Source organism: Burkholderia sp. MSMB1072, assembly GCF_001524725.1.
GTDB lineage: Bacteria > Pseudomonadota > Gammaproteobacteria > Burkholderiales > Burkholderiaceae > Burkholderia.
The window spans coordinates 43,127-65,513 of sequence record NZ_LOYC01000032.1 but is presented as its reverse complement, the minus strand read 5'-3'; the positions used below and the strand labels follow the sequence as shown (position 1 = coordinate 65,513).

Genomic DNA, 22,387 nt, shown 5'->3' with positions numbered 1-22,387 from the left:
GCCGGCCGCCGCCGCCGCCGAGGTGCAGGATTGCGCCATTCGCGAAGCGGTTGCTCGACAGGACCGCGATCGCCTGGCAGCGATGCGCCGATCGCCGGGTGCCGAACCGGCCCTTTTCCACGTTCCGCCGAATCCCCACTATTGCGGCACGGCCGGGCGGCGCCGGCGGGCCCTTCGGCTAAAATGCCGCACTTTCCACCTTGTCCGGCCCGCTCGCCATGCAACCCGCCTCCTCCGCCCAATCCGCCTCCCATGGCGCCGACGCCGCAGAAGCGGCCCGCGACCTCGTCTACGGCCCGAACGACCGGCCGGCGCCGATGGTCGCCTTCGTTGCCGCGCTGCAGCACCTGCTGGCGATCATCGTGCCGATCGTCACGCCGGGCCTGCTGATCTGCCAGGCGCTCGGCGTGTCCAGCCGCGATACGACCCTGATCGTGTCGATGTCGCTGGTGATTTCCGGCATTGCCACCTTCGTCCAGTGCAAGCGCTTCGGCCCGCTCGGCGCCGGCCTGCTGATCGTCCAGGGCACCAGCTTCAACTTCGTCGGCCCGCTGATCGCCGGCGGCAGCCTGATGGTCAAGCAGGGCACGCCGGTCGAGACCGTGATGGCCGCGATCTTCGGCGTCGTGATCGCCGGGTCGTTCGTCGAGATGGGCGTGTCGCGCATCCTGCCGTTCGTGAAGCGCCTGATCACCCCGCTCGTCACCGGCATCGTTGTGCTGCTGATCGGCCTCACGCTGATCAAGGTCGGCCTCATCAGCATGGGCGGCGGCTACGGCGCGATGGCCAAGGGCACGTTCGCGAGCGCGGAGAACCTCACGCTGTCGGGCCTCGTGCTCGGCACGATCATCCTGCTGAACCGCGTGCCGATCGTCTGGGTGCGCAGCACCGCGCTCGTCATCGCGCTCGCGATCGGCTATTTCGCGGCTGCGTTCCTCGGCCGCCTCGACTTCACCGGCATGCACCAGGCCGCGCTGTTCCAGGTGCCGACGCCGCTGCACTTCGGCATCGGCTTCTCGTGGGCGCTGTTCGTACCGATGCTGATCATCTACCTCGTCACGTCGCTCGAAGCGATCGGCGACGTGACGGCCACCAGCAAGATCTCGAACGAGCCGGTCGAAGGGCCGGTGTGGATGCAGCGCATCAAGGGCGGCGTGCTCGTCAACGGTGCGAACTCGCTGCTGGCCGGCGTGTTCAATACGTTCCCGAGCTCGGTATTCGCGCAGAACAACGGCGTGATCCAGATCACCGGCGTCGCGAGCCGTCACGTCGGTATCTGGATCGCAGGCATGCTGGTGGTGCTCGGCCTGTTCCCGGTCGTCGCCGGCGTGCTGCAGGCCGTGCCCGAGCCCGTGCTCGGCGGTGCGGCGATGGTGATGTTCGGTGCGGTGGCCGCGTCCGGCATCAACATCCTCGCGGGCGTCCACCTCGATCGCCGCGCGCTGCTGATCATCGCGGTGTCGCTCGCGCTCGGCCTCGGCGTGTCGCAGGTGCCGGACATCCTGAACAGCCTGCCGCATGCACTGAAGAACGTGCTGGAATCGGGCGTCGCGACGGGCGGCATCTGCGCGCTCGTGATGAACTGGTTCCTGCCGGCAAAGAAGTAAAGGCAATCGCGGCGCGAACCGCATGACGACGTGCCGGACGCGATGGGGCGCGATGGGGCGTGATGGGGCGCGCCGGTCGTCGTGCCAAGGCCGAACGGCATCAGGGGGCCGGCGCACGGCCCTGCCGCCGGCCTTGCGCTTTCGGCGTGTCACGCGACGGCCGGCCACGCATTGGCGACCGTCAATCGTCAAACCCGGTCAGGCTGCCTTGGCCGATCGAGTCGCGCTGGTTAGAATCACGACATGCCCCAGATCCTCGCGCCCGACAACGCCCCCGAAACGACTGCCGCCCCGATCAAGGAACGCGCGACCGTCGTCTGCTATCGCGACGAGCGCGTGTTGCTCGTCACGCGCGCGGCATCGCGCTGGGCGCTTCCGGGCGGCACGATCAAGCACGGGGAGACGCCGCTCGAAGCCGCGCATCGTGAGTTATGCGAAGAAACGGGCATGACCGGACAGGATCTGACGTACTCGATGCAGTTCACCGGGCTCGCGAAGATCCATCACGTGTTCTTCGCGGAAGTCGCGCCGGACCAGACGCCGCAAGCGAACAACGAGATCGAGAAATGCAAGTGGTTTCCGATCGACGGTGTCGACCGTCTGCGCGCGAGTATTCCGACGAAGCGAATCGTCGAACTCGTCTACAACCACGAAATCCGCAAGACGTAACGCATCCCGAGCAGTCGGCCGGCTCGAGTCGATTGTCGTGATCGGGGATGAGCGAAGGTTCAGTACGAGCGCTTTCTTCGCAGTTCGTGCGTGGAATAGACGACGAGGAAGATACCCAGCATCGTGACGCCGGACGCCAGAAAGTCGTTTGCGCTTCCCGCACCGTGCAGCGCCGCCGGGAAAATACCGAGACTCAATCCCGTGCCAGCAAGAAGCAATCCTGCTGCCACGCCCCAGATCGGTCCGGCGGTCTTGTCGATTTTATTTTTCATACGGCAACCCGTCTATACAGTCATGGCCTGATCGGTATCGGCAAGAAAGCGTCGCGTCTACCTTCAGTCATTCCACTATAGCCGGGAAATAATTCTCATACTTCTAGTGCTTTTCCCCATCAAGTTTGCGCGGTCGCGACCGTTGCGCGGCGTCGTGCCCGGTGCGCGGTATCGAGCCCCGGCTCATTTCCCGGCCCGTCGCGCAGCTTGCGTGTCGCCCATCAACGGGAGCAGATTCGCCAGCGGAAACCGGCGGGTTGCCGACTGCGGAGTCCGCGACGCTATCGATTGGCTCGACGCGAAGCAGTAGAGAGCAGCAATGGCGCCAAGTGCCAAGGTAGCATCTGGCCTATGCGGCTCACTCACGATCGGCATGCGGTCAGGCACGTAGCCAAGGTACGCCGCGGGATCCAGGTCGCTCAAGCACGCCCTGCCGACCAGCTATACATCGTGGCCACGCGCTTCCTGAAGCGGGGCGATCGATTTCACTCGAAAAGCCCGACAAGCAACCTGTCATACGCTTCGATCTGCTTCGGATTGGTGGACAAAAATCGCCCGATCCGCTCTCGTTGCTGAATTCGATAACCTTGCCAATCCTCATCGTGAAATTCGACGGCTCGCTCCAGCTGACGGCACCCTTCATCCACGTCATTTTTATTGTAGAAGTAGCCCAGTTCTCGGCATAGGTCGGCGTTGTGAACCATCGCGTAACCGTTCCAGCAAACATCGAAATAGAAATAATTCAATGCAAGACCGGATTGATGAGAAATGACGATGTCGGTGTATTCCGAAAGAAATTGGGGCGTGTTGTAATAACCGACAAAGCTTATTTTCGAATCCCGCACAAGATCCAGATGAGTTGCGATGCCGATGAATTCGGGGCTGCCTTTCGCGAGATGCTCCGTGTTCGTCGCGTGCACATACGATATTTTCTCGCCTAGCCTCCGATAACCCAATTCCGCAATCAAGATCGGGTAGAGGCAGAACTTGGTGACGTCGATGTTCGGCTCCATCACGGACAACCGCTTCGGTTGTCCGGTCGGGCGATATTCCCCGCGATGCGGGAGTGCGGCCGATCGCTCTTCCACGCAGATGGGGTCCCAGACAAACGGCACCTCGCGAACAGGCTGGCGTCGCAAAACGCTGAAGAAGCCGGCGCTGGTATCGACGACTTGCGGGATGATCCACACTTGGTCGTAACGCTGGTTGATGAATACCGTTTCGGCATGCCGTCTGCCAAAAATCATCGCCTGCATCATGTGCACGTATTCCGGACCACAACAATAGCTTACGACTTTTGCTCCACGTGCCTGCAGATACGAGGTTTGCTGTTGATCGATTTGCCCCCCGAGCTCGATCAGGACATCCAGCGAATCTTTCGCGTCGTCGAAGGAACACACCGGAAACTGCTTGATATCCCAGGGAAGAGCGGACGTGATCTCGACGCTCGTTGTGTTGACGAGCTTGACTTGATGACCGAGCGGCGAGTATTGAAAGAGCTTCATCAGATACAAGGCGTTCTGCTTGATGCCGTTGACCCAAAGACTCTCGGTCGCGTGATGAAGGCCGATTGTGATGCCGATGCTAAGCGATCGTGCGGAACTCATTGGGTATCCGGTGTGCTCGTCAAATAGGTGCAAATCATAGCGCCCCCGCATTTTCAGAGCGGTTAAAAACTGTCAAAACCTGGAACGTTTTCCCGCCGGACTGGACCGGCCAGAGTTTCATAGACACTCACGAGCCGTTTAGCGCGTGGCGCCGCTCAAACTCAATCGGTGAAAGACCGCCGGCGGAACCATGCCGACGAACCGGGTTATAAAACATTTCAATGTAATCGAACAGGTCCGAGGTCGCGGTCGCCCGACTCGGATAGATGCGCCGCTTGATTCGCCCCTTTTTTAGGGCGCTGAAGAAGCTCTCAGCCACAGCATTGTGCGAGTACAGATCCATCACAGCCGCCGCTGCCAGACGTAATAGCCGCTGCGATGCACGCCAAGGACTCGGCACATCGAGTGCAGGTGGAACTCGCCGAGATGGGATCGCATGAACGCGTACCTTGCCGTTATCCCTTTGCAAAGTACGCGGCGGCTTTTTTTGAATGTCGCGTTCCTCGGTCATGCGCTTGAGCGCGGTCTTCAGTCGCCGAACCTCGGCGCTCTGATCCAGCTCCGCCTGCCGCACGACGTCGGGCCTGCCGAACTTCAGTTTCCATGCGTAAAGGCTGTGGGTCGTGATGCTCAAACGCTGGGCCACCTCTGCCACCGAATGACCCCGTTCGGTTACCTGTTTGACTGCCTCGATCTTGAACTCATCCGTGTACCGCTTGCCGCTCATGCTGACCTCCTCGGTTGCCATAAATTATGGTTCGAAGATGTCTACGAAAAGCTGGCCGGTCCAGTAATCTGCCGGAACCCTTCTCCCCCTTCTCGTCGAAAAATCATCCTTTTGGTTGATTCAATCCATTGCCGCGGCTACCTAGAATCGGCTCGATCCTGTTCGACAACATGATCGAAGCACCCGTCGCTCGTCCGTGAGTCGCGCGTCGCCCAATATCCGTTTCCCGTAGCGGGATCGATCGTGCAATCGAACCGGCAGATGCAGCGATTCCTGCTTCAAGGAGACCCTCGCGAATCAGTGAACCTCTACCTGCCGGCTCACGTAAAACAAACATCCATATCATGCATGTAGACGAAACCGCGACCTACTACACGGCAACCGCCAAGTACGACTTGAGCTTCCCGTCGCTGGAAGCCGATCTGGAAACCGACGTGGTCATCATCGGCGGCGGATTTTCGGGTATCCATACCGCGCTCGAACTTGCCGAGCACGGGCTCACGAATACGGTCGTGCTGGAAGCCCGCTATCTCGGATATGGCGGCTCCGGCCGCAACGGCGGCCATGTCATGGTCGGCGTCGGACACGACCTCGACGGTATCCGGCGCGACGTAGGCGAAGACGGCCTGAAGGCGATCTTCGCGCTCAATGAACTGGGGCCGCAGATCATGCGCGAGCGTATCGCCAGGTACGACATCCAGGCGGACATATGCAGCGGCTATGGTTATCTTGCCTTCAATGCGCGTCAGGCCCGCACCCTCCAGCAATGGCAAGCCGAATTTTCGTCATTGGGATCACCGCACGAAATCCGCTACCTCGAAGGCAGCGAAGTGAAGCAAATCATCGGCTCGGACGTCTATCATGCAGCACTCCTTCATAATGGTTGCGGTCACGTTCATTCGCTGAACCTGCTGCTGGGTGAAGCACAGGTCGTATCGGAGCGCTACGGTGTGCGCATTTTCGAACACAGCCCCGCTCTGCAAGTCACCTATGGCGATCGCGTCCATGTCCGCACGGCGAAGGGCAACATTCGGGCTAAGCAACTGGTATGGGCAGTGGATGGCTTCAACAATCGCATCGAGCCCGAACTGCATCGAAAGACACTCGACGTCTGGGCGTTCAATTCGGTTACCGAACCGCTGCCGGCCGCGCTGATCGAGCAAATCAGCCCGATCCGTGGTGCGTACAGCGATATTCGGCCGGTCATCGACTATTTCCGTGTCACTACCGACAACCGGCTGATGTTCGGCACCGCGCACCAGTTGCTCGAATACATGCCCAGCGACCTGTATGCGTTCTGCCGGGCTCGCATGCTGCAGATCTTCCCGTACCTGAACGACGTCAGGATCGACATGGCGTGGGGCGGCCCGCTGCCCTGCAGCCTGAAACTCTTTCCGCAACTCGGCACACTCGTCGACCGCCCGAATGTCTTCTACGTACAGGGCTACTCCGGTTTCGGCGTCACGCCCAGCCAACTGCTCTGCAAGATCCTGGCGGAAGGGATCATGGGCGGCTCCGAGCGCTACCGCCTGCTGAGCTCGATCAGCCATGCCTCGATCCCCGGCAAGGATCATTTCCGCGCACTGCTGGTCAGTCTCGGCAAGCTCGCCCATCAGACGTCCGGCTATTTCCACGGGCGCCGTTGAGCGCCACTCGAAACTTCCCGTTCAGGAGCACACCATGTCCATGATTTCTCTCCAGCAAGGCAAAACCATCGCCGAACTCGCTTCGATCGGCAGCCTGACGGCCCTCGGAGGCGAGATTCTCGAAGGAGGCGACGTACAAGCGTACGCACACAGTACCTACGGTACCTTCACGGACCCGGTAAATGCAGGCTATTTCGGCACCAGCAAGGGCAAATACCGCCTCGTCTACCCGTTCTCGGAGCAGGCGACGATCATGCATGGCGAGGTGCGTATCACCGATGAATCGACGGGCGAGACTCGGCACTTCAAGGCCGGCGACTCCTGGTTCGTTACGAAGGGCACATCGACTATCTGGGAAGTCCTGACTGACGGCTACACGAAGCATTTCCTGCTGTTTGCCTGACGACACGCCGGTTCTTCGCATCCTTCAACGTCCATTTTTTTCGATGGATTCCCCATGACAGCGATTTCAATCCTGCCGGAAGTCACGGCCTTTCTTTCCCGCCCTCACGGGCACTACATCCACGGTCGGGCCGTCGAAGGTCGAGGTGACCGCATCGCGGTCGTGAACCCGTCGAACGAACAGGTAATCGCCGAAGTCGCCGACGCGACACGCGACGACGTCGATGCAGCGGTGGCATCAAGCCGCGCCGCGTTTGAAGGCGCATGGGGACGGACTACCCCGGCCGAGCGGGCGAATGTCCTGCTTCGGCTGGCCGACCTGTTCGAGAAGCATCGCGAGGAGCTCGCGCAAATCGAAACGCTGCAGTCGGGGAAGATCATCCAGATTTCGCGCGCATTCGAAGTCGACCAAGCCATCGGCTTTCTCAAGCACTACGCCGGCGCCGCCACGCGCATCCACGGCGAAACCATCACGCCGTCGCTGCCGTCGTTCAACGGCGAGCGATACAGCGCATTCACTCGCCGCGAGCCGGTGGGTGTAGTGGTCGGCATCGTGCCGTGGAATTTCTCGATCCTGATCGCAGTCTGGAAATTCGCGTCCGCGCTGGCGACCGGTTGCACCGTGATCATCAAGCCGAGCCAGTTCACGCCGTTGACGCTACTGCGCATCGCCGAACTGGCTTCCGAAGCCGGCGCACCGGCCGGCGCGTTCAACGTCGTGAGCGGCGGCGGCAATCCCGGGCGCTGGCTGGTCGATCATGAAGGTACGGCCAAGGTCAGCTTTACCGGTTCGGTGCCGACCGGCGTTGCCGTCGGCCGTAGCGCGATGGACGCCAAGCTCACGCGTGCGACGCTCGAACTCGGCGGCAAGAACGCCGTCGGATTTCTGAAGGACGTCGATGCCGACAAGACCGTGTCCGGCATCCTCGAATCGGGCTTCGTTCACCAGGGGCAAGTATGTGCCGCCGGCGAGCGTTTCTTCGTGCATCGCTCGCGTCTCGGCGAGGTGCTCGAAAAACTCAAGGGTGCGCTGGCGGGTCTCCAGATCGGCGATCCGATGGACGAGCACACCCAGTTCGGTCCGCTCTCGAACCGCGCCCACTTCGACAAGATCGTCGGCTTCTTCGATCTGGCACGCAGCGAAGGCGGCACGATCGCGTTCGGCGGCCAACCGCTCGACCGCACCGGCTACTTCGTGACGCCGACCGCAGTCCTCGTCGACGATCGCCGCGCGAAGATGCTCAGCGAGGAAACCTTCGGCCCGATCGCGACGTTCCTGGCCTATGACGACGAGGCAGAACTCGTGGACCTGTTCAACGACACACCGTACGGGTTGGCGGCAAGCCTGTGGACCAACGACCTCGGCAAGGCGATGAACCTGATTCCCCGAATCGAAGCAGGTACCGTTTGGGTCAACATGCACACGTTCCTCGATCCTGCGCTGCCCTTCGGCGGCGTCAAGGCATCGGGCATCGGCCGAGAATTCGGCTCGGCCTTCATCGACGATTACACGGAACTGAAGTCGGTCATGATCCGGCACTGAAGAACACCCGACATCTCGCACTCAAGGGCCGGCGCTGCGAGACGCCGGCCCTTTGCATTCGTGCCACGATCAGAACGTGTGCTTGATTCCGACCGATACGGCCACTTGCGACGACGCATTTGCGCTACCCACGTAGGCCAACTGTGCGTAGTTGCGCATCGCGCCGGTCAGCGGGTCGATACCCAAACCGTCACCGGCCATCCTTTCATAGTTCACCGTCGCGTACAGTGCGGTCCGCTTGGACAGGCTGTAGATGCCGCCCACACTCACCTTGTGAATATCGGTCCGCGAATCGGTGGCCGATATCTTCGCGAGCGTATAGCTGTACGCGACGCCTGCCTGCAGCGCCGGCGTCACGTTGTAGAGCGCGCTGGCCTCGGCCGTGTCGAACCGGATATCGCTGACCGGCCCTGCAATCGCCGTCAGGTAGCGGCTGCCCAGCAGCTTCGCCTGCGTAACCGCAGTCGACAGGGTCAGCTTGTCGAATGCATAGCTGGCGCCTGCTCCGAACGTGCGCAGTTCGTCGCTGTCGTGCATCCCGCAGTAACTCGACGGACTTTGTCCGCAACTGAGTTCACCGATATACACCGTATCTCCACGCAGCCCGGCGGTCAGCGGATTGCGCATCGACAGATAGCCGGCCGCGGCCGAGAACGGACCGTTCGAATAGTTGATCGCCAACGCCCACGCGCGGTTCGTCGCAAATGCACCCGCCTGGTTGCCGAAGCTGAATGTACCGCCAAGCGACAGTCCCGAAAAACTCGGGCTCAGGTATTTCACCGCATTGTTGACATTGAAGGCGGCATTGAGATTGTCGATATCGCCGAAATGCGCGCCGGCAGGCCCGGCCCAGGTATTGCTGACCGCAAACGGCGCCAACGCATCGGTATACGAATCGAACTGCCGCCCTAACGTAAGCGTACCCCATCGATCCGACTGGATTCCGACGATGGCAGTCGCGTCGAACAGGGCATTCTGCTCGAACAGCGCACCATTATTCGAGAGGAAATAGTTCCTCAGGTCGAAGATCGCACTGTATCCGCCACCGAGGCTCTCGGTACCCTTGAAACCCAGCGTGGTCGGCGCGACGTTTCCGCTCGTCATGCTCCACGCACGCTTTCCGGCGACACCGCCCGCCACCGATTGCTGCTGATTGTTGACGTACGTGATGCCGGTGTCGATCACACCGTATAGCGTGACGCTGCTTTGTGCATGAGAACTGCCGCAGGCAAGCATTGCTGCCACCGCGATCGCACCACCCTGACCTCCGCGACATGCCAGATCGAATAGACATGCTTTCATCAGTAGTTATCCTTAGTTTTTTGGACGCATGCCGACAGCTTCTTGCCGGCCCCGCCTGTCTGACTTTCCCGATTAGCCGCACTATCTCGCGGCTAGCCGCCGGTTCGGCGGAACGGATAACCGTCCCGCCGAATCGATTGTCCTGCACCGATCCGCTACGCCGACATCAACCGTTTGGTTGATTTCGTGACCTGGACGGGTAAACACTTAAGGGGGAGTGACGTGGACAATGCCGCGGAAGCGGAATGCCGATACGAACGTAGGGGAATGACGGAGCGCGGAAACTGATGAATAGCGTATTGCTGCCGAGACGCACGGACCCCGGCAGCGAAGATCAATGAAAACCGTACTCGGACAATTTCGACACGAGCGTCGAGCGATTCGACACACCGACCTTATGGAAGATCTTCAGTACATGGGTCTTGACTGTTGCCACGCTGATATTGAGGCTCGATGCGATATCGTTGTTCGTAGTCCCCCGCATCATCAAATCGACCACATCGATTTCACGCGACGACAACAGGAAGCGTTGCGCCGCCTCCCGCTTGAGAGTCGGCGTACCGCGATTGCGCGCCCGGCAGAGATTGAACTCGATGTACGGCTGCATCGCATCGACTGCTGACAGGATCGCCGCATCGTCATCGCTATCGTGAAGCAGCAGCGACATGCCGCCGACGACGCGTCCTTCGTTCCGAAACAACATCTCCACGATGTCCGTATAACCATGCGCGCGAAGGAATCGAACATAGTGCTGATCCTCCGGACAGTGACCGACGCGCTGCGTCAGCACCGCACTGCGCACATCCGACAGGGCGACCCGATGAATCTCGAAGGGGTCGTACTTGCACATGCCGGTTTCGTATTGGCGATGGAACGTCTCGGGCACCTCGTGGCGCTGGAAATTGCAGTAACCAGTGTTGTCGTCGACGAGATAGAACGCCACCGTCTTGACCCCGGTCGTTCGCGCCACGAAGTGAAGGGTCTCTTCCGCAAAGCGCGAATCCGCCGAGAACTGATTCCGCCGTCCCGCATTCGTCCACTCGCACTCGTGCATTTCAACTACACCTCGCTCAATAAACGCCCCAGATTCGCGTACAGCGCCGGGCGAGCCGACCGGAGCCACATCGCAAACGCGGCACCGACGACCGCAACCGCCAGGGTCGCGAACGGCACCAGACGCGCGACGATCGAGTCGCTGCCGCTGAGCAGGTCGATATGCGCAAATATCTGCCACAGACAGAAAAACAGCCCCAGCGACGCCAGCGCAGGCGCCACGAGACGCTGCCAGATCGACACGCCGCGGCTATTCTTCCAGAAAAATCCCAGCACGGCCAATGAAGCGAAACCCTGAACCGCAACGATGCCGACCGACGCCACGACGCTCGACCATGGGAGTACGCCCAACAGCGGATCGACATGCTTCACGGCACAAGCCGTCACTACCGCCAACGCACAAGCCGTCTGCACCGCGCTGGCGACATAAGGCGTTTGCTGAGTCGCATGGGTGCGCGCCAGGGCAGGCCAGATCACACCCTCTCGCGCAAGCGAGAAGAAGTAACGGGAAATCGTATTATGAAAGCTGATCAATGCGGCGAGCAGGCTCGTGATCATCAGCACGCCCATTGCATCGGCCGCCCAGTTGCCCACCAGCTTCCCCGTCATCGCGAACCACATGTTGCCGGGATCCTTGCCGGCCTGCACGATCGCCTCGGCAGGACCGTAGGCGGTGATGATCATCCATACCGAGACGGCATACAGGCACATGATGACGGTGATCGCCATGTACGTTGCGCGCGGGATACTGCGCACTGGGTCCCGCGCCTCCTCGGAGTAGATCGCCGTGGTCTCGAAGCCCATGTACGAGCCGACGACGAACACCAGGGACGGTCCGAACCCTGCGGTGAACACGGTCGACGGTGTGAACGAACTGGGCGAGAAGCCCTGGGGGCCTCCATGAATGGCAACCGCGGCATCGAAGATCACGATGATGGCGATTTCGCATCCCATGAGCATGCAAAGGAACTTGCCGCTGAATTCGACGTTGCGGTAGCCAAAGTAATGCACGACGAGCACCACGGCTGCGGCCGAAATCCACCATGGCACGTGCACCGCAAAATGGGCTTCCGCCGACTGACTGATGAAGAAACCGACCAACGCATAGCAAGCAAGCTGCATCGCGTTGTAGGCCAGCAGCGCGAGGAACGCACCGCCGACGCCGGCAGGCCGGCCAAGGCCCGTCGCAATGTAGGCATAGAACGCCCCGGCGTTTTTCACGTAACGGCTCATCGCGGCGTACCCGACGCTGAAAAGCAGGTAAATCAGGCCAGCGAATACGAATGTGCCGGGAACGCCAATCCCGTTGCCGAGACTGATGCTCACGGGTATCACGCCGACAAGCGCGGTCAACGGGCCGTTGGTCGCAATGACCAGAAATACGATCGACAACATGCCGAGCGCGTTTTTCCTGAGCGCTGGCTTGCTTTGGACATCTCCCTTCATTTTCGACTGTCTCCTGAATCCACGACCTTCTCGATGAGGTCGGGTGAAGACCATTCTTCAAAGCCAAATCACCGCGCACAATCAACCGTTCGGCTGATTTTTTCTTTCAGTTTCCATACACCAGCAACCGCCGCCAGCCTTCGCCAGCAGCGGCGCGCCGCACGCCGATGCGCGAGCAGTGTAGCGAACATCCGTCGATGCGAACTTCGATCGAATGGGGCCGACGACTGGCTGCACACCGCAAACGCTGCACGTACGGGTCAAGCGCGAGCAGGCCGACCACGGTAAGCGCAGTAGCGTGACGACGGACGAGCATGGACGCCCCGAAGGTCAGGAGCGCGAAATCGACGAAATGCGAGTGGCGGAAGGCGGCAGACTCTCGATTGTCAATGCCATGGAGGAAGCCCTATTGCGCCGGTGCGTCCGCCAGGTCGCATTGCACGCAGCGATTACCCTCTGCGAGGCGATATTCTCCGGATCAATTGTTAGTTCGACATGGGGGAGACCTTCCCCCTTTGCTTCGCAAGAAGGCGGTGCCCGTGACAAACCGAACAAGGCAGTCAAGCCAGAAAATGTGTGGCGGAAGGCCGATCGTTAGTTCATCACATCACTCGTTTGTGCGCTGTGTGCACTACCGATGCCAATTGCGGTCTCCGTTGCCAATCCTCCGCTTCCGTCACGCCGCCGCGAATGCGAGAATCTGACTCGCGACAACACGTGGCGCCTCCTCCGGCATATAGTGGCCGCAATTGTTAAATACGCCGCCATGAACGTCTCGAGCGACGAGGCGCATGGTGTCGAACAGCATCGATCCGACGCCCGTCTGCGCTCCAAACGCGAGCACCGGCATGTCTAGCTTGGTCCGGGCGCGCTGGCGGCTGTGTTCCAGCCCCTCGACACCGAGCATGTGCCGGTAATAGGAGAGCGCTGAGCGCGTCGCGCCAGGTGCGGCGTTCACTCTTACATACTCTTCGAGATCCGTGGGCATAATGGTCCATCCGCGAAGCGCTTTGACGCGGAACAGCCAGGCCAGGAATTCCCGCTCACGGCCCTGCAGCAAGATTTCCGGCAGATCCTCTAGACGGTTGAAAGCGAAATGCCACGTCTTGACATTGGCTTCTTCGGTCGGAATGCCTGCTGACGGGGGTGGCGAGATGCCGGGCAACGCCGCGTCGAAGACTGCGAGACGGCCCACGTCTTGCGGCCACTCGGCGGCATACGCATAGCCGATCCAGGTGCCGAGATCATGTCCCACGACGTCGATCGGACCATCGGACACCAGTTCCAGCGCTTCGACGAACCCGTGAATCTCGGCTGCCACCGTTCGCATGTCGTACCCGGCGGCAGGACGATCCGAATCTCCCATGCCTCGCGGATCGATGGCAATCACGCGTCGCCCCGCCGCGGTAAGCAGTGGCATGACATACCGCCATGCATACCAGCTTTGCGGCCATCCGGGCAGGAGCAACACTGGCGCGCCGCGACCACCCTCCACGAAATGCAGGCGCACGCCGTTCACTGTGGCAGTACCGTGATGAAACACACGCCAGAATTCGGTGGCATCAAACGGCGGGCATGTATCGGCCGCCGACGTGCAAATTACGCTCTGCTCCATGACAACTTTTCTCCTCTGCTCAATGTTGCGCCAACACACCGCCGGTGGGCAGTGCGAGTAACGGACGACTCATCGGTGCGATGGGCGCGGGCGACCGGGACGGAACTCGGTCGCAAAGACCATTGCCGCCACCATTGGCAAAGCAAAGCCGATCGCAGAAGCGAGCGGCCAGCCGCCACGCGCGTATGCCCAGGTACCGATCGCAGACCCAGCTGCGCCGCTCAGGTAGAAAGCGGCCATAAACAGGCCGTTCAGTTTGCTGCGATGCTCGACGCCCAACGCGAAAATCGCGCGCTGCCCGAGCACCACATGGAGCGTCACGCCAATTCCGAGCGCGACTGCTGCACCGGCAAACATCGCGACGCCTTCCGCAGTATTACGGTGCGCCAGCCAGGTCATCGGAAAACTCGCGGCAACGAGCAACATCGCGACGCCGGTTGCCGTGCGCGTCCAGCCGCGATCCGCGACTGTGCCTGCGACGGGTGCCGCCGCAACGCCAGCGGCGCCGACAAGCGAAAACCAGGCGATGTCTACTTGCGACAAACCATAGCGGAGGCCGGCGAGCAACAGGGGCACGACGGTCCAGAACAGGCAGAAGGATGCAAAGAGGGCGGCATGATAGAAAGCACACCGCTGCAACACCTCGGTCGTACACGCCAGACGGGCCATTGATCGAAGCAATTGACGATAATCCAGCGCCGCGTCTGGCATGCGTCGTGGCAGCACGCTCCATAGCACGGCGCCGGCAATTGACAGACACACCCCGGACATCACAAATATGGCGCGCCACGACGCTTCATGCGCTACCACGCCAGCCACTGGTCGCGCCAGCATGATGCCGAGCATCTGCCCACTGGTCATCAGACCGATGATGCGGCCGCGCCCTTCTTCTGGTGCAAGATGTGATGCGTAGGGAATCAGGATCTGCACCACGACCGACGAAATCCCGACACACAGTGAGGCGGCGAGGAAGGAGCCGGCATGACGCGACATCGATGCGAGGAACAACGAGGTCACGCAACAGAGCGTCAATAGAAGAATCAGCCGACGATTTTCGAAAAGGTCGCCTAACGGGACAATCGCCAACAACCCCAGTCCGTAGCCGAGCTGCGTGAGCGTGACGACAAGGCCCGTCGTAGCCGGCGACAAACTGAATGCCGATCCAATCAGGCCAACCACAGGCTGCGCGTAGTAAAGGTTTGCGGTAATGAATGCGCCTGCCGCGGCAAGGATCAGCGCGAGCTGCATCGATAGCATCGAACGCGGTGCTGTTCCAGCATGAGTCGTCTTCACGGTTTGCAGCTCCACAATAGGAAGCAATCACTTCCAAATTTGACAAAAAAAATCAGTTGAGCAATTCGAGCGCATTTTCGACAACGCCCATCATCTCGCCATGCGACCGCCCCGTCTTGCCCAGCACGCGCATGCCCTGAACGACGCAAAGCAGCAGCCGCCCAGTGGACTCGGCATCCAGGCGCGAGGAAATAGAGCCGTCTTCCTGGCCTTGCCGGACAGCCTCCACAAGACGCTTTTCATGCACTTTGAGCACGCTGGCTACGCGCTTGGCCATTTCCGCATCGGAGCTTGCCAGATCCACGGCACTGCCGACCACGAGACAGCCGCGCCGTCCAACCACTCCGTGACTGTATTCCGCATATAGTCCGAGGATCGTCTCGACGCATTGCCTGCCCGTCTGTGCGCTCGCCAGTTCCCGCGCCATCCGCTCGTTGCGCAGGCTCACGTAACGTTCGAAAGCTGCCAGAAAAACGGCCCGCTTGTCCTTGAATGCTTTGTAGATGCTGCCTTCCGTAATGCCAAGTGCCGCCGTCAACCTGCCCAGTGATGTCGCGTGGAACCCGAACTCACTGAAGACTATGATCGCCTTGTCCAGTATGTCGTCGAGCTCGAATTCACGCGGTCGGCCTGCGCCACGCGATGTGACTCTGTCAGTGAAGGAAGTGTTCATGCTGCGTATATTAGAAAGCAATCGTTTCCAAATCAAGAGATTTTTTGCATCCTCTCGTGCTGGTATTACTGCCCTAGTTCCAGCCGTCCAATAAATCGTAGCGATCGGTCGCCCTAGGCAATGGGCCAGTCGCGCGTGGGCCCCTCCCTTCCGACGCTTGTGTCGTGGGGAAACGCGACTCGGAGCGCTGAGTCGATGTATCTGTCGTCCCGCCATGTTGCCCTCCCTACCCACAAACCCACATCGCTACCCATACTTCGTGAGGAAATTGTGCGGGACGTCAACGGTAGTCGCAAGCACGTCGTTACCCATAAACCGCTTTAAAATCAGCGACCTACAGGACATCAACGGAAGAAGCCGGAATGGCCCGGAAGGCCCATGTGGCGGAAGGCAGCAGGAGTCGAACCTACCCAGGAGCGGCTGACGCCCCTAACCGGGTTTGAAGCCCGGCCGTACCACCGGATACGAATGCCTTCCGCGGAGAAAAAGAATCACGAGAACGACGAGCGCCTACGCCTGAATACCCACCCAACCGCTGTCAGGCCGCAGGTAGTGAAGATCGCGGCGGAAGCGAGTATACCCAACCCGATCGAAGAACTCGAGAATCTGGATCGCGCGCTTGCGACCGAGCCCCGTCGCATCGCGGAACGTCGCGGCATCGAGCCCGCCGCCGCGCGACGGTGCGAGATGTGCGACCAGTTCCGCCAGTTCGCGCGCGACGTCCGCATGATAGAACAGGTCGCGCACGACCTGATGCACGTCGCCGCGCCGTGCGAGCTTGCGCAGCAGCGTGCGCACCGCGTCCTCGGCAGCACCCGTGTCGCGGGCCAGGTCGCGCACCCACGGCGGATCGAAGCGCCCCGCGTGGATCAGCGGCAGCAGTTGCTGCGCCAGCGCTTCCTCGCGCGGCTCGAGGCTCACCGAATGCGACGGCAGATGCAGCCACGGCCCGCTGCGCGCGACTTCGCCGCCCGCCGCCAGCGCATCGACGAGCGCGCGCCACAGCGCATCGCCGACGAGCGGCGCAGCCATCCGCCGCAAGCGTGCGGCGTCGAGCCCCTGCTCGTCGGGCATGCGCTCGTGGTACGCACGCAGCGTATCGACCGCCCGCGTCTGCAATGCACGCCAGTGCACATGCGAAATCACCGCACCTTCGTTCGACGCGGCATCGCGTTGTCCGATCGCCAGCGCATCGTCGGGCAACACCAGCGCATCGGGTGCGAATCCCGTCAGATGCGTGAGCGTCGCGCGCGCAATGCCGAGCGGCGCCTGCGCGAGCAGCGCATCGAGGCGTCCTTCGTCGAGCCACGCCGCGAGCGCATCGAGCCATGCGCGGCGCGCAGGCGTGCGGCGCTTGCGTGCCGGCCCGAACGGATCGAGCACCCGGCCGCCGCCGACGGTACGCGTCGCCTGCGGATTGCGGACGATGAAACGGTCGCCCGGCAGCGCGAACACCGGCTCGTCGAATACCAGTTGCACGCGCATCCGCTGGCCGGCCGCGAGCGTGTCGCCGTCGAGCAGCGCGACATGGGCCACGCGATGCAGCGTGCCGAGATGCACATGCAGCGGCGCCCAGTGAGTCAGCGTCAGCCCCGCGTCCGCGAGCAGCGTCAGGTCGACGTCCAGACGCGGCGACGTCGCGACGAGCCGCGCATCGGTGACGGTGTCGCCGCGCTCGACGTCGGCCTTGTCGACGCCGGCCAGGTTCAGCGCGCAGCGCTCGCCCGCGCACCCGGCCTCGACCGGCCGGTTCTGCGCATGGATGCTGCGCACGCGGGCCGCGTCGCCCGTGCGCACGATCGCGAGCGTGTCGCCCGTCGCGACGCGGCCCGCGAATGCGGTACCGGTCACGACGGTGCCTTGCCCGGCGAGCGTAAACACGCGATCGACCGCGAGCCGGAACAGCCCGTCGTCGCGACGCGCACGCCACGCGATCGCAGCGTCGGCCAGGTGCTGCTTCAACGCGGCGACGCCCGGATCGCCGGCCACCGTGGCACGCGTTTCGAAGATCGGCACGCCGGCCAGCGTCGAATCGTGCAACCACGCGGCGATCTCGTCGCGCGCCTCGGCAACGCGTGCGGCATCGACGCGATCGCATTTCGTCAGCGCGACGGCGCCATGCGTGACGCCGAGCAGTTGCAGGATCGCGAGATGCTCGCGCGTCTGCGGCATCACGCCGTCGTCGGCGGCAATCACGACGAGTGCGAAGTCGATGCCGCATGCACCGGCCGCCATCGTGTGAATCAGTTTCTCGTGGCCCGGCACGTCGATCAGGCCGAGCACGTCGCCGTTGTCGAGCGGCGTATACGCGTAGCCGAGCTCGATGGAGATGCCGCGCGCCTTCTCTTCCTTCAGCCGATCGGTGTCGACGCCCGTCAGCGCCCGCACGAGCGTGGTCTTGCCGTGGTCGATGTGTCCAGCGGTCCCGACGATCATGCGGCCGGCCCCGCGAGCGGCACGCATTGCGCGGCGAACGCCGCTTCGTCGGCCGCTTCGAGGCAGCGCAGATCGAGCCGCAGCGCGTTGTCGCCCACGCGGCCGATCACCGGGCGTGGCCATTCGCGCAGGCGTTTTTCGAGCTGCACGAGCGCGCGGCCGCTGCGCTTGCCGTCCGCGGCGCGAACGACGAGCCCGGCGCTCGGCAATTGGTCGACCGGCAGCGCACCGCTGCCGATCTGGCTGAACATCGGCTCGACCGTCACGTCGAAACCGCTGCCGAGCGCCGCCTGCAACACCGGGCGCATGCGTTCGGCGGCTTCGGCGATGTCGCGCTGCGGGCGCGTCAGCAGACGCAGCGTCGTGAGCCGGTCGCGCAGGAATTCAGGCGCCTGATACAGGCGCAGCACCGGTTCGAGCGCCGCGAGCGTCAGCTTGCCGACGCGCAGCGCACGTTTGAGCGGATGCTTCTTGATCTTCGCGATGAGCGCCCGATCGCCGACGATCAGGCCGGCTTGCGGGCCACCGAGCAGCTTGTCGCCGCTGAACGTGACGACGTTCGCGCCGGCAGCGACGGTTTCCTGCACGGTCGTCTCGTGCGGCAAGTCCCATTGCGACAGGTCGGCCAGCGTGCCGCTGCCGAGATCGACGGCGACCGGCACCCCGTGCTCGCGCGCGAGCGGCGCGAGCTCGGCGAGCGTCGTCTCCTTCGTGAAGCCGCTGATCGCGTAGTTGCTGCAATGCACCTTCATCAGCAGCGCCGTGCGCGAGCCGATCGCATCCGCGTAGTCGCGCAGATGCGTGCGGTTGGTCGTGCCGACTTCGCGCAGCTTCGCGCCGGCACGGCTCATGATGTCGGGGATGCGAAACGCGCCGCCGATCTCGACCAGCTCGCCGCGCGACACGACCACTTCCCGCTTCGTCGCAAGCGCCGACAGCGTCAGCAGCACGGCCGCCGCATTGTTGTTGACGATGGTCGCGGCTTCCGCGCCCGTCAGCTCGCACAGCAGATCGTCGATCAGGTCGTCGCGGTCGCCGCGGCGGCCGGTGGCGAGATCGAACTCGAGGTTGACGGGCCGCGTGAGCGCGTCGACCACGGCACGCACCGCGTCGTCGGGCAGCAACGCTCGCCCGAGGTTCGTGTGCAGCACGGTGCCGGTCAGGTTGAACACGGGGCGCACGGCGCCCGCGCTCTGTGCGGCCAATGCGTGCGCGACGGCCGCGGCGATGCGCGGCTCGTCGAGCGGCTCGGCCGCCGCGGGATCGTGCTGTGCCGCCGTGCGCCAGCGTTCCAGTTCGGCGCGCACGGCATTGAGCACGCGCGTGCGGCCATAGTCCGCGACGAGCGGCTGCAGCGGCGCCGACGACAGCACGCGCTCGACCGACGGCACGCGCGCCAGCACGGCATTCAATTCATTCACACCCGGTTCGGTCACGTCGTTGTCGCTCCAGTCTCATGCTCCGCAGTCGGCCGGGGCCGGCGCTCGCGCGCCGCCACGGCCCCGTGCCGTCAGTCCGCCTCGCGCGAGACGTCGGGCCACAGCAGCGGGTTCGGCGAACTGCGCTGGTAGCCGGCCTCGTTCATCAGCAGGTCGAGCGTGAGGCTTGCGAGATCGTCCGCCAGCGGCTCGAACTCGTAGTCCTTCTCCTGATAGCCGATCTTGCGATAGGTCTTGCACTCGTCGCACGATTCGGCCTTGATGGCTTCGCTGCCGCCTTCGATCCCGTGATACGCGATGCCCTTCGTCGAATCGCAGTGCGAGCACTTGGTGCGCACCATGTGCCACTCGGTCGTGCACAGCCCGCACTGCAGGAAACGGTAGCCCTGGTACTGGCCGCCGACCCGCACGACGCTCGCGACCGGATGCGTGCCGCACACCGGGCACAGCCCCGGCTGGTCGAGATACGGGACATCGGCCGGCGTCACGCGGCTCGCGAGATCGGTCCACGCGACCTGCAGCGCGGCCATCAGGAACGGCGCGGTGGCCGGATCGACCTCCGCGAAGCGCAGCGCGAGGATCGCATCGGCCTGCGCGTCGAGTTCGGCGGGCGCCGTCAGGCGCAGCCGGTCGAGCAGCTTCGCGAGCTGCGGATTGACGAGCCCGGCGCTTTCGACGCGATCGAGCAGTTCATACAGCACGGCGCGCCACCGCGAATCGCGCTGGCCGTCGAGCGCCGGCACGAGCGGCATCGAATGTTCCTGTGCGCGTGCGATCGCTTCCTTCGACGGCAGCGGCAGCTCCAGCGTCTGCAGCGTCGCGTGCTGCGCGTCGGCGACGGTGGCCATCAGCCGCAGATAGCCGCTGATCGGGTTCAGGTCGGCAAGCTTGCGCAGCCGCGCGGCGCGCGCCGCGAACGCGGTCGCACGCTCCGGCAGGCGAAAGCGCGGAATGGCCGAATGATCGAGTGCCGAGATCTCGGTCGGCTCCAGAATGCGTTGTGTCACGAAAATGTCTTCCAAAAAACGAAGCGCCGACGAATCGGCGCTTTCGGGCGATTCCGGCGGTTGGCGGAACGATACGCCGCAATCGGCGTACCGCCCCGCTCCGCTGCGTTACTTCACGCTTTCACGGAACCACTTCGGGTGATGCTTGCGGGCCCAGCCCAGCGTGACGGTGCCCCGCACCATCGCGCCGATCGAACCCTTCACCCACAACGCCGCGTAAATGTGCACGATGATGCTCGCGATCAGCACGAAGGCCGCCACGGCATGCACGACAGCGGCCGCGCGGATGATCCCGATCGGGAAGTAGAACGAGAAATAGCGCCGCCAGATCACGACTCCCGACAGCAGGAGCAGCAGCAGGCACGCCACCAGCGTGAAGAATAGCAGCTTCTGCCCGGCGTTATAGCGCCCGACCGGCGGCAGCTTGTCTTCCTGGTTGGTCAGCACGTCGCCGATCTGCTTCAGCCACTGCCGGTCGTCAGCGTCAAGCGCATTGTGGTGCCAGAAGCGCACGACGAGGATCGCGAACGACACGAACATCACGAGGCCGACGAACGGATGCAGGATCCGCGTCCACTGACCGCCGCCGAACAGCGCGGTGAGCCAGAACATCGACGGATGGAACAGCGCGAGCCCGGACAACGCGAGCAGCACGAACGTGATCGCGGTGATCCAGTGGTTCGTGCGCTCGTTCGGCGTGTAGCGGACGATCAGGTTGGGGTCGTCGTGGTTCATTTCGCGTCCTCCTTGATGCGTCGCGCTTCGTCGCGCGCGGCCGATTCCTCTTCGTCGCTCACCTCGTTCGGACCGACGCGGACGTAGTGGAAGAATCCGGCCAGCGCGGTCAGCGCGAGGCCGGCGACCGCGAGCGGTTTCGCGATGCCTTTCCACAGCTTCACCATCGGGCTGATCGACGGATTGTCGGGCAATCCGTGATACAGCGACGGTTTGTCCGCGTGGTGCAGCACGTACATCACGTGCGTGCCGCCGACGCCCTGCGGGTCGTACAGCCCCGCATGCTCGAAGCCGCGCTCCTTCAGGTCCTCGATGCGCTCGGCCGCGTGCTGCTTCATGTCCTCCTTGGTGCCGAACACGATCGCGCCCGTCGGGCAGGTCTTCACGCAGGCCGGTTCCTGGCCGACCGCGACGCGGTCGGAACAGAGCGTGCACTTGTACGCGCGATGATCCTTCTTCGAGATCCGCGGCACGTTGAACGGGCAACCGGTCACGCAGTAGCCGCAACCGATGCAGTTCTCCTCGTGGAAATCGACGATCCCGTTGTTGTACTGCACGATCGCGCCCGGCGACGGACACGCCTTCAGACAGCCCGGATCCTCGCAGTGCATGCAGCCGTCCTTGCGGATCAGCCACTCGAGGTCGCCCGCCGGGTTCTCGTATTCGGAGAACCGCATGACCGTCCACGAATGCTCAGTCAGGTCGGCCGGGTTGTCGTACACGCCGACGTTGGTGCCGACTTCGTCGCGCAGGTCGTTCCACTCCATGCACGCCGTCTGGCATGCCTTGCAGCCGATGCACTTCGATACGTCGATCAGCTTCGCGACGCTCCCGGTCACCGGTTCGCGCACCGTGGGCGGTGGCGTCGTGGTGGCCGAAACCCGCTTGATATCCAGCGATTGCAATGCCATCTCT

At 62.7% G+C, this 22,387-nt stretch carries 18 protein-coding genes, 1 tRNA gene and 1 pseudogene; 5 read left to right on the top strand and 15 right to left on the bottom strand.

Going from position 1 to position 22,387, the window contains the following annotated elements:
* The first annotated feature begins 218 nt into the window (after window positions 1–218).
* Both WS89_RS16740 and WS89_RS16735 read left to right on the top strand, forming a co-directional pair.
* A complete protein-coding gene (locus tag WS89_RS16740; RefSeq protein WP_059500831.1) occupies window positions 219–1,607 on the top strand; it encodes a nucleobase:cation symporter-2 family protein in 1,389 nt (462 codons plus the stop codon).
* A gap of 243 nt (window positions 1,608–1,850) precedes the next feature.
* A complete protein-coding gene (locus WS89_RS16735; RefSeq protein ID WP_059792047.1) occupies window positions 1,851–2,276 on the top strand; it encodes an NUDIX hydrolase in 426 nt (141 codons plus the stop codon).
* A gap of 59 nt (window positions 2,277–2,335) precedes the next feature.
* Here the strand turns inward: WS89_RS16735 and WS89_RS32570 are convergent, their stop codons facing one another.
* From WS89_RS32570 to WS89_RS32565, 3 genes and pseudogenes are all read right to left on the bottom strand, one after another.
* Window positions 2,336–2,548 carry a hypothetical protein gene (locus WS89_RS32570; RefSeq protein ID WP_082741886.1) on the bottom strand — a complete coding sequence of 71 codons (213 nt, stop codon included), beginning with the start codon at window positions 2,546–2,548 and terminating at the stop codon, window positions 2,336–2,338.
* A gap of 485 nt (window positions 2,549–3,033) precedes the next feature.
* Entirely contained in the window at window positions 3,034–4,155 is a 1,122-nt protein-coding gene (locus tag WS89_RS16730; protein WP_059792045.1) for a DUF2827 domain-containing protein, read from the bottom strand.
* Window positions 4,156–4,282: 127 nt separating this feature from the next.
* Window positions 4,283–4,882: pseudogene (locus WS89_RS32565) on the bottom strand (transposase).
* 344 nt (window positions 4,883–5,226) lie between these two features.
* On the opposite strand from WS89_RS32565, the gene WS89_RS16715 reads away from it, so the two are divergent.
* The 3 genes from WS89_RS16715 to WS89_RS16705 are packed head-to-tail and all read left to right on the top strand — an operon-like array spanning window position 5,227 to window position 8,473.
* Window positions 5,227–6,528 (top strand): NAD(P)/FAD-dependent oxidoreductase, encoded by a 1,302-nt coding sequence (locus WS89_RS16715; protein ID WP_059792041.1) that lies wholly within the window; start codon window positions 5,227–5,229, stop codon window positions 6,526–6,528.
* A gap of 34 nt (window positions 6,529–6,562) precedes the next feature.
* The gene (locus WS89_RS16710) at window positions 6,563–6,931 is read left to right on the top strand and encodes a cupin domain-containing protein (protein WP_059792039.1); all 369 of its coding nucleotides are present in this window, start codon (window positions 6,563–6,565) and stop codon (window positions 6,929–6,931) included.
* Between the two features lie 54 nt (window positions 6,932–6,985).
* Window positions 6,986–8,473 (top strand): aldehyde dehydrogenase family protein, encoded by a 1,488-nt coding sequence (locus WS89_RS16705; protein ID WP_059792037.1) that lies wholly within the window; start codon window positions 6,986–6,988, stop codon window positions 8,471–8,473.
* A gap of 69 nt (window positions 8,474–8,542) precedes the next feature.
* Here WS89_RS16705 and WS89_RS16700 read toward each other — a convergent pair whose 3' ends face one another.
* The 12 genes from WS89_RS16700 to fdxH form a co-directional block, all read right to left on the bottom strand.
* Entirely contained in the window at window positions 8,543–9,775 is a 1,233-nt protein-coding gene (locus WS89_RS16700; RefSeq protein ID WP_082741885.1) for a porin, read from the bottom strand.
* Window positions 9,776–10,109: 334 nt separating this feature from the next.
* Window positions 10,110–10,829: a helix-turn-helix transcriptional regulator gene (locus WS89_RS16695; RefSeq protein ID WP_059792033.1), complete on the bottom strand. Its 720-nt coding sequence runs from the start codon at window positions 10,827–10,829 to the stop codon at window positions 10,110–10,112.
* Window positions 10,830–10,834: 5 nt separating this feature from the next.
* Window positions 10,835–12,274 carry an APC family permease gene (locus WS89_RS16690; protein ID WP_059792030.1) on the bottom strand — a complete coding sequence of 480 codons (1,440 nt, stop codon included), beginning with the start codon at window positions 12,272–12,274 and terminating at the stop codon, window positions 10,835–10,837.
* A gap of 676 nt (window positions 12,275–12,950) precedes the next feature.
* Window positions 12,951–13,889, bottom strand: a complete 939-nt coding sequence (locus tag WS89_RS16685) for an alpha/beta fold hydrolase (protein WP_059792028.1) — start codon at window positions 13,887–13,889, stop codon at window positions 12,951–12,953.
* 69 nt (window positions 13,890–13,958) lie between these two features.
* Window positions 13,959–15,137 (bottom strand): MFS transporter, encoded by a 1,179-nt coding sequence (locus tag WS89_RS16680; protein WP_257128174.1) that lies wholly within the window; start codon window positions 15,135–15,137, stop codon window positions 13,959–13,961.
* Between the two features lie 97 nt (window positions 15,138–15,234).
* A complete protein-coding gene (locus WS89_RS16675) occupies window positions 15,235–15,855 on the bottom strand; it encodes a TetR/AcrR family transcriptional regulator (protein ID WP_059792024.1) in 621 nt (206 codons plus the stop codon).
* A gap of 381 nt (window positions 15,856–16,236) precedes the next feature.
* A tRNA-Sec gene (locus tag WS89_RS16670) sits at window positions 16,237–16,332 on the bottom strand.
* A 33-nt stretch (window positions 16,333–16,365) separates the two neighbouring features.
* Window positions 16,366–18,291, bottom strand: coding sequence for a selenocysteine-specific translation elongation factor (gene selB, locus WS89_RS16665; RefSeq protein WP_059792090.1), 1,926 nt, complete (start codon window positions 18,289–18,291; stop codon window positions 16,366–16,368).
* Window positions 18,288–19,727, bottom strand: coding sequence for an L-seryl-tRNA(Sec) selenium transferase (gene selA / locus WS89_RS16660; RefSeq protein ID WP_059792022.1), 1,440 nt, complete (start codon window positions 19,725–19,727; stop codon window positions 18,288–18,290). The genes selB and selA overlap by 4 nt, the downstream gene beginning before the upstream one ends.
* 74 nt (window positions 19,728–19,801) lie before the next feature.
* Window positions 19,802–20,737 (bottom strand): formate dehydrogenase accessory protein FdhE, encoded by a 936-nt coding sequence (gene fdhE, locus WS89_RS16655; protein ID WP_179949379.1) that lies wholly within the window; start codon window positions 20,735–20,737, stop codon window positions 19,802–19,804.
* Between the two features lie 108 nt (window positions 20,738–20,845).
* Window positions 20,846–21,472 carry a formate dehydrogenase subunit gamma gene (locus WS89_RS16650; RefSeq protein ID WP_059501130.1) on the bottom strand — a complete coding sequence of 209 codons (627 nt, stop codon included), beginning with the start codon at window positions 21,470–21,472 and terminating at the stop codon, window positions 20,846–20,848.
* Complete coding sequence (gene fdxH, locus WS89_RS16645) at window positions 21,469–22,383, bottom strand: formate dehydrogenase subunit beta (RefSeq protein ID WP_027782651.1); 915 nt, start codon at window positions 22,381–22,383, stop codon at window positions 21,469–21,471. Before fdxH ends, WS89_RS16650 begins: the two co-directional genes overlap by 4 nt.
* Window positions 22,384–22,387: the final 4 nt, after the last annotated feature.